General features: G+C 69.7%; 8 protein-coding genes. 4 read left to right on the forward strand and 4 right to left on the reverse strand.

The genetic code is table 11. The annotated features are described in order from the left end of the window. Positions 1 to 165 precede the first annotated feature (165 nt). The 3 genes from AB0M88_RS52465 (at position 166) to AB0M88_RS52475 (ending at position 2,927) form a co-directional block, all read left to right on the forward strand. Positions 166 to 1,458: a PKD domain containing protein gene (locus AB0M88_RS52465; RefSeq protein ID WP_364115913.1), complete on the forward strand. Its 1,293-nt coding sequence runs from the start codon at positions 166 to 168 to the stop codon at positions 1,456 to 1,458. Between the two features lie 15 nt (positions 1,459 to 1,473). Continuing rightward, positions 1,474 to 1,983, forward strand: coding sequence for a VOC family protein (locus AB0M88_RS52470; RefSeq protein ID WP_364115916.1), 510 nt, complete (start codon positions 1,474 to 1,476; stop codon positions 1,981 to 1,983). A gap of 92 nt (positions 1,984 to 2,075) precedes the next feature. Further along, positions 2,076 to 2,927 (forward strand): hypothetical protein, encoded by an 852-nt coding sequence (locus AB0M88_RS52475; RefSeq protein ID WP_364115918.1) that lies wholly within the window; start codon positions 2,076 to 2,078, stop codon positions 2,925 to 2,927. Positions 2,928 to 2,940: 13 nt separating this feature from the next. On the opposite strand, the gene AB0M88_RS52480 is transcribed toward AB0M88_RS52475, so the two are convergent. Continuing rightward, positions 2,941 to 3,486: a pyridoxamine 5'-phosphate oxidase family protein gene (locus AB0M88_RS52480; RefSeq protein WP_364115921.1), complete on the reverse strand. Its 546-nt coding sequence runs from the start codon at positions 3,484 to 3,486 to the stop codon at positions 2,941 to 2,943. 180 nt (positions 3,487 to 3,666) lie between these two features. Between AB0M88_RS52480 and AB0M88_RS52485 the strand changes: the two genes are divergently transcribed. After that, a complete protein-coding gene (locus AB0M88_RS52485; RefSeq protein WP_364115933.1) occupies positions 3,667 to 3,795 on the forward strand; it encodes a hypothetical protein in 129 nt (42 codons plus the stop codon). 177 nt (positions 3,796 to 3,972) lie between these two features. Here the strand turns inward: AB0M88_RS52485 and AB0M88_RS52490 are convergent, their stop codons facing one another. The 3 genes from AB0M88_RS52490 to AB0M88_RS52500 all read right to left on the reverse strand — a co-directional run bounded on the left by AB0M88_RS52490 (position 3,973) and on the right by AB0M88_RS52500 (position 6,708). Then, positions 3,973 to 4,410 carry a chemotaxis protein CheW gene (locus tag AB0M88_RS52490; protein WP_364115924.1) on the reverse strand — a complete coding sequence of 146 codons (438 nt, stop codon included), beginning with the start codon at positions 4,408 to 4,410 and terminating at the stop codon, positions 3,973 to 3,975. A 272-nt stretch (positions 4,411 to 4,682) separates the two neighbouring features. Further along, a complete protein-coding gene (locus AB0M88_RS52495; protein WP_364115927.1) occupies positions 4,683 to 5,627 on the reverse strand; it encodes a C45 family peptidase in 945 nt (314 codons plus the stop codon). Positions 5,628 to 5,931: 304 nt separating this feature from the next. Next, positions 5,932 to 6,708, reverse strand: a complete 777-nt coding sequence (locus AB0M88_RS52500; RefSeq protein WP_364115930.1) for a hypothetical protein — start codon at positions 6,706 to 6,708, stop codon at positions 5,932 to 5,934. Positions 6,709 to 7,158 lie beyond the last annotated feature (450 nt).

The raw sequence follows: 7,158 nt of genomic DNA on the forward strand, positions 1-7,158 counted from the left end.
CTCGCGTGCGTCTCGCCGTCGCGTGGCTGGGCGCCCTGGGTCGAGCGGCAGTGCCGGCGTTTGCTGTCCGGAGTTCTGTGGTGGGCGGGGGGCGTGGCGGCCCAACCCGCGGGCCCCCCCCCCCCGCCCCCCGCGACCCTTTGCCTTCATGATCGTTTTTTAGATATGGATATTCGTGTCCCCGGCCGCCTCCTGGCCGCGACGGTCGCGGTCGTCACCGCGCTGGCCGGCGGCATCGCACCGGCCACCGCCGACCTCGCCCAGCCGGCCGTGGTGTCGGCGAACCCGGTCGACTACACGCCGCACGTGCTCGACGGCACGGTGTGGGCGATGGCCGTGGTCGGAGACACCGTGGTCGTCGGCGGCGACTTCCATTCGGTGACCGACAGCAGCCGCCGGCACGTCCTCAAACGCCGCAACATCTTCGCGTTCGACCTGCGCGACGGCTCGATCCGGCCGTTCGCGCCGACGGTCGACGGCCCGGTGTACGCCCTGACCGCCGGCCCGGACGACTCGGTCTACGCCGGCGGGGCCTTCGCCACCGTCAACGGGTCGTCGTCCCGCGGCCTGGCCTGGCTGTCGCTGTCCGGCGCCCGGCTGGGCCCGTTCGCGGCAAGGATCGACAAGGGTGACGTGCGAACCCTCGCCACCTTCGACGGCTGGCTCTACGCCGGCGGCACGTTCACCGCGGTCAACGGGGTGCCCCGGGCCGGTCTGGCCCGGATCGGCGGCTACTCCGGCCGGCTCGACTCCGGCTTCGACGCCCACTTCACCGCGCCCGGCCTGATCCGCACCTACGTCGAGGACCTCGACATCTCCCCCGACGGCCGCCAGATGGTGGTGGTCGGCTCGCTGCTCAGATCGGGCAACACGGACCGCTCCCGGATCGCGATGTTCGACATCACCGGAGCGACGGCCGCCCTGACCGGGTGGTACACCGACGCGTTCGCCCCGCCGTGCGCCCCCGACTTCCAGGCCTACCTGCGGCAGGTCAAGTTCTCCCCCGACGGCTCCTACCTGGTGGTCGTCTCGACCGGCGGCACCTCCGGACCGGACAAGCTCTGCGACTCGGCCACCCGGTTGGAGGCCCTCGGCGTCGGCCGCCACGACCCGGTCTGGGTGCAGCACACCGGCGGCAACTCGCTGTTCGCGGTCGCGGTCACCGGCAGCGCGGTCTATCTGGGCGGCCACCAGCTCTACCTGGACAACCCGTACGGCCACAAGGTCAAGAACCCGGGCCAGCCGCCGGTCTTCACCCCCGGCCCCGGCGCGGTCATCCGCCCCGGCATCGGCGCCGTCGACCCGGCCACCGGCAAGGCCCTGGCCTGGAACCCGACCCGCACCCGGGGCGTCGGCGTCCGCGTCTTCGTCGCCGTCCCCCAGGGCCTGCTGGTCGGCTCGGACACCGACGAGCTCGGCCACGAATATCACGGCCGGATCGGCATGTTTCCCGAATGATCTACCTTGGTCGGCGTGATTCTCCACCACCTGGGATACGTTGTGCGCGACCTCTCGGAGGCCGCCCGCCGCTGGTATGACGTGGCCGGCATCGGCCCCTTCCTGGTCCTCGACCACGTCCACTTCGACACGCTGACGGTCGACGGCCGGCCGGCCGCCTTCGACCACAGCGCGGCCTTCGCCGCCCACGGCGACCTGTTCATCGAGATCCAGGAGGTCCACGCGGCGACCCCGGCCGCCGCGGCCGACTTCTTCCGGCTGGGCTCGCTGCCGGCACTCCAGCACCTGGCGTACGTCGTGGACGATCCCGCCTCCACCGCCGCCCGTTTCGAGGCCAACGACATCCCACAGACCGTGGCCGCGGCGACATCCGGCCTGAGCATCGCCCAGTACGACCTCGCGCCGTCCCTCGGCTTCGCGGTCGAGATCCACCCGCGCACCGACGAGCTCACCGCCCTGTTCGAGAAGGTGCGGGCGGCGGCCGACGGCTGGGACCAGTCCACCTTCCTCCAGCCCTTCGGCTGAGCCGTCACGCCCCCGGCCCCGGCCTTCGAGGCGGCGTCCCGGAGGCCGGGCGCCCGTCGCGCCATGTCACGATCGATGTGACGGAGGTGCCCATGCGCGTGTTCAGCCGGCCGGCCGCCCCGCTGGTCGTGGCAGTCCTGCTCTCCACCGTGGCCGGTTGCGTCCGCGTCGAGCCCGATCCGGCCGCCGTGCCGGCCGCCCCGACCGCCGAGGCGGCGCTCGGCGGGTGGCGCGACTTCCCGGTCGGCCGGCGACCCCGGCCGATCCTGCTGCTCGGCGACCCGGCGTCGGTCAGCCCCAAGACGGCGGTGTTCCCCCGTCTGCGACTGGCGACGACGCCGCCCGCCGCCCCGGACACAGTGGAGGTGACCCTGCCGGAGGGCCGCACACGGCTCGCGGTGCTGCCGCCCTCGACCGCGCTCGCCCAGATGCTCGACGGCCGCGTGACCGACAGCAGCGGCCCTGAGCGCGCCGTCACCGACGTCCGCCTGAAGTCCTGGTCCTACCCCACCGACCGGGGACCGCTGTCCCTGCCGACCTGGATCTTCCACATCGACGGAGGAGACGTACGCTGGCCGGCCCTGGACCCCTCGGCGTTCTGGCGGCTCGGCAAGCTGCGGCTGTCGGTGACGACCGGACCGGTCGCCCGGCTCACGACCGACGGGCGCGGCGCGACCGTCGACCTACCCCAGCCGGCGCTGACCTGCGGTGGATCGACGCCACCCGACACGGTCACGACCCGCGCATCGGACCGGGCCGTGCTGGTGGTCGTCGCTTCGCCGACCGCCACCACAAAGCCTCGGGGAGCCGACGTGGACTGCCTGAACGACGACGTGCTGCGGCGCCGGCCGGTTCGCGTCACCTTCGACGGCCCGCTCGGCAACCGGGTCCTCCTCGGCCCGGACGGCAACGTCGTGCCGGTCATCGCACCGGCCGGCGGTTGACCGCGGACGGATCTCAGCGGCCGGGGCCGCCCAACAGGTCCTGAGTCGGCGACGGCGGCCCCAGCGTGGTCGCCGACGTGCCGCGCCGCACGAACTCGCCGCCCGACGGCCACCGGGTCACGAACTGGTCGCCGGTGGCCGAGTCGTAACGGATGACCGAAATGTCGGCGACGTCGACCGCGAAGAGCCGGAACGACCCCGGCGTCGGCGACCAGCCCAGCGCCGGGCCCACCGCCGCCGCATAGCGCTCCTGCACCCCGAGATCCGGCTCCGACCGCGCGACCCCGCGCACCTTGAACTCGCCCTCCGCGCCGTCCCGCGAGGTGATCACGCTGTGGACCAGCACCCGCGGGTCGCGATCCAGATCCGCCGCCTTCAACGACGCCGGCATCATCGACAGCCACAGCTCACCGTCGAGCACGAAGGGCTCGACCGGGCTCAGCCGCGGCGTGCCGTCCCGCCGGATCGTCGCGACCAGCACCACCCCGGGCCCGATCAGGCGCTGCCGGCCGACGGACGCCAGCCGAGGCTGCTGTTCCTCCACCGATGACCACCGCATGCCTCCGGTATACGCCGAGGGTCCGACAGAAAATCCGGCAAGATCTCATGCAACCTCCGCCGCGCCCGCCCTCGTGCTTAACGGCGACCGAGACCGAACGAAGACCAACAGGGGGATGCGGATGAGGGATGGCGACGCGGCCTTCACCGAATACTTCGCGGCCCGCTCCGGGCCGAGGATCTGGTTCAGGTCGCCTTCACGAAGCTCTACCTGCACTGGAACCGCGTGGTGCGGCACGAGGCGCTCGACCCGTACGTCCGTCAGGTGCTGATTCGCACCTACATCGACGACGGCCGTAAAGCGTGGTGACGACCGCATGATGCCCGGCTTCCAGGCCGTACAGGGGGTACCGCCGGCGGCCTGTGTGACGCCCCGTCACTAGACTAGAGCGGATGCCGTTCGGGGGTCAGGTTTGCGGACGGCGGTGGTGAGGCGTTGCCCGGCGCGTGGTCTCTGTGCCGAGTGCGGCGTGACCAGTGTGGGGTCTTAGGCCATGACGCGGGCGGTGTTCACGCACTCGGCGACGTTGAGCACGAGCAGCAGCCGATCTTCGGTTTTGTATGCGCCGGTGACCAGTGCCCGTGAGGGGCCGGTCAGGGTTGCCGGCGGCTCCTCGAACAGCTGGGCGTCCAGGTCGGCGACCTGTCCGATGCGGTCCACCAGGAGGCTCACCGGCTCACCGGCGTGCCGCACGATCACGTTCATCACCAGGCCGGACATGTCCCGGCGCGGCAACCCGAACTGCACATGCAGGTCCACGGCGGCGATCACCTGCCCGCGCAGGTTGAACAGTCCACCGATCGCTTTCGGTGCCATCGGCACCGGCGTGTACTCGCTGTACGACAGCACCTCCTGCACAGCGTCCACGTCCACGCCGAAGAACTGGTCGGCGACCTCGAAAGTGACGAACTGGCGGCTGGACATGTGGGGCTCCCGGCGGGTGGTGGCCGTCGGGGGGTGCCGCGACGGATCGCCAGGATTATCGGAAGGTCGAGTACCCGAACCAAGGAATCCGGCGTGATCCATCTGCGGGAGCGGCGCTCATCGATGCTCGCCACCCTGGGGCTCGACGTCGGAGCTGAATGGGGCCCGTTCATTCCCGTAACCATGAGTAACGGGGTCGCCCTCGACTTCGCCGCCGTTCCGAAAGATTCGATCGTCCCAAATGTCGCGGGCGTACCGATCCGGAAAGCCTTTCAGCTGGCCCGACCCAAGGTCACGATGCGGGATCCGGGTGCGAAGTCACTGAAGGACTGTTGCCAGGACTCGCCGGGCCAGTAGTACGTCACACGGCCCTCGACGGGCTGGTAGCGGGCTGTGTAGAGCGTTCTCGACCCCTGCTCGTCGACGGATCGATAAAGCGGCGGCTTCAGCATCGCCGCCACGTCCGCGCCCGCGGCGCGGATGGCTCGCAGCCGCTCCTGCGTCCGCATGGCCCGCTCCTGCTCGTCGGTCACCGGCAGGTGCTGGTGATTGGCGGCGCAGGCGTCCGGTGCCACCGTCGGCGGCATATCCGGCCCCACGAACACCGTCATCGCCTTCTCGGGATCGACAAGGGTGAGGTTCTGGGGGACGGCGACCGGCAAGGACCGCAGCCTGTCGACCGCCTCATCGACGGTGTCGCACGTCTCCAGCAGGTAGCGCACGAGGATGAGAATGGCGAAGCCGCGTCCGTAGGCGGAACGTCCGCCCCAGGTGAGCGAGACCGCGAGACCGGCGTCGTTCATCCCGTCCAGCAGGCCCCACAGCATGTCCTGCATCCCGATCACGGGGCGCAGGAAGCAGGAGGAGACGATGGTCCCCTCGCACTGATCGGGCCGTAGGTCATAGTTGCGCAGCAGAGTGCCGTTCTGGCCGATCTGGGTGCAGGCCTGGGAGAACGGCCGCAGTGCCGCGTGGGTGAGGAAGACTTCGGCCTCGGGCCGGTCGAGTTGGCCGGCCAGGCGGCCCAGAACCGGGACCAGTTCCGGCATGTGCGCACGGAACAGCGCCCGAACACGCTCCGCGCCCTCCGGAGTTCGGCCCTCCTCGGTCAGCAGGCCCTCCATCTCCTGCCACAGGCCCCGGGCGTAGGCGGCCCACCGCCCGTCGCCGCCGTCGCCGACCTCGATCGCCTGGAAGGTCTTGTGCTGTTGCCGCACGGGCTGCCACTCCCCCTGGGAGGATCGGATGAGGTGAGGGCAACCTAGCTAATTGGGCAGGTATTCACCAGGTCGCCGCCGTGGGCGACGGCCAGGCGCTGGACCTGATGAAGCGGTTGAACGCGAGCGCGGCCGATTCCAAGTTGGCGAACATGTCCCGGGTTGGAGAAGCCGGGGATCAAGAAGGCTATGGCTCGTCCACGGCCAGGTCCCTGCCCGACGCGGCGACGACTGGCAGGAGTGCGTATTCATTCGGTGCGAGTGCTCCGGCGTGCTCGGCCGTCAGTTACAGACGGTAAGGGGGTCAGTAACCCTTCCACTCTCGCTCATCGTCGGCGCTAGGTGGGCTGGGTTGCTGCTGATCCGCTAGACCATCGGCGGGTGAGGCCTGGTCAGCCTGATTCGGTAGCCGCACCTCCAGACCGCCAGGCTTCGGCGGCCTCGGACCCATACCCGTCGCCTGAGTGACATTACGCAGTCCGGTCCGATCTGCTGGAAGATCAATGTCTTGATCAGCTTCGAGTGCATGGTGGTCGTTGTCCGGCGCGAGAGACCTGAACGGGGATGCCGTATCTTTCTCGGCCGCCGAATCGGGGTGGGCGATGCGGTTCAGGACCTCCTGGCCCACGTAGGCCGTCGCGGTGCCTACGGCCGTGGCGATCACCGCCTTGACGATCTCTTTCCAGATAACGTCCTGCACGATTGCCGCGCCAGCTGCGGCAGCTCCCCCGCTTGCCAGGATTGCCACACCGAACAGGATTACGGCCCCCGCGAGTGCGTCGGGGTTGGCCCATTCCTTTGTGCGATTAGCGCCGTCTGGCGCGCCCGCCTGCTGGAACAGCTGGAGCCCGTCGGCGACCTGCTCCAGCAGCGTCGCTGTCGCCACCCCAGCCACCGGCAGACCCAGAGCGTGCGCTTCAGCGCGGAGGAGCTCATCAGCGATTGCGTCGCGTTTCTCACGGAGCCGCCGCTTTCTCTTCCTACCCTTGGTCATGCTCAGCGCACGCTCAATCGCGTGTAGCCTCGCCAGCGGTATATACACCGCTTCCGCCTGGATGGTCTGCGCCGTCGCCTCGTCCACAGCTTCATTGTGGAACCGAGGAACCACCCCTCAGTAGCCCGTGGTGCGTCCGGGCTGAAGGTCCGGACTCCACAAGGTTCAGGCGAAAGCGGCGACCGACGACGTGTCGCGTCCGGCTCTGGTTGCGGATGATCAAGATGCTGACCACGGACTCGCGAAGTAGGTCCGGACACCAGCGAGCCGAAACGTCCGGATCTACTTTGCGGATTCCCGGCGGCAGTCACCCATTCGGGGAACGGGCAGTTTGCCTCCCCATAGGTTACGCGGTTGTCCGCGCCGACGCGGACGGCTCGCAAGATCACCCGCAAGGTAACCCGGGCACCCGCAAGGTTCGCGCGGACGGGACACCAACCAGCGCCTAGGGCGTGTATCGAAGTCATAGCCACTCGTTGATCGCGGCGATGGTGACGGTGGCTTCGTAGCGCACGGCGAGTTTGTCGAACCTGGTGG

This window comes from Actinoplanes sp. NPDC051411 (genome assembly GCF_040682075.1).
GTDB lineage: Bacteria > Actinomycetota > Actinomycetes > Mycobacteriales > Micromonosporaceae > Actinoplanes.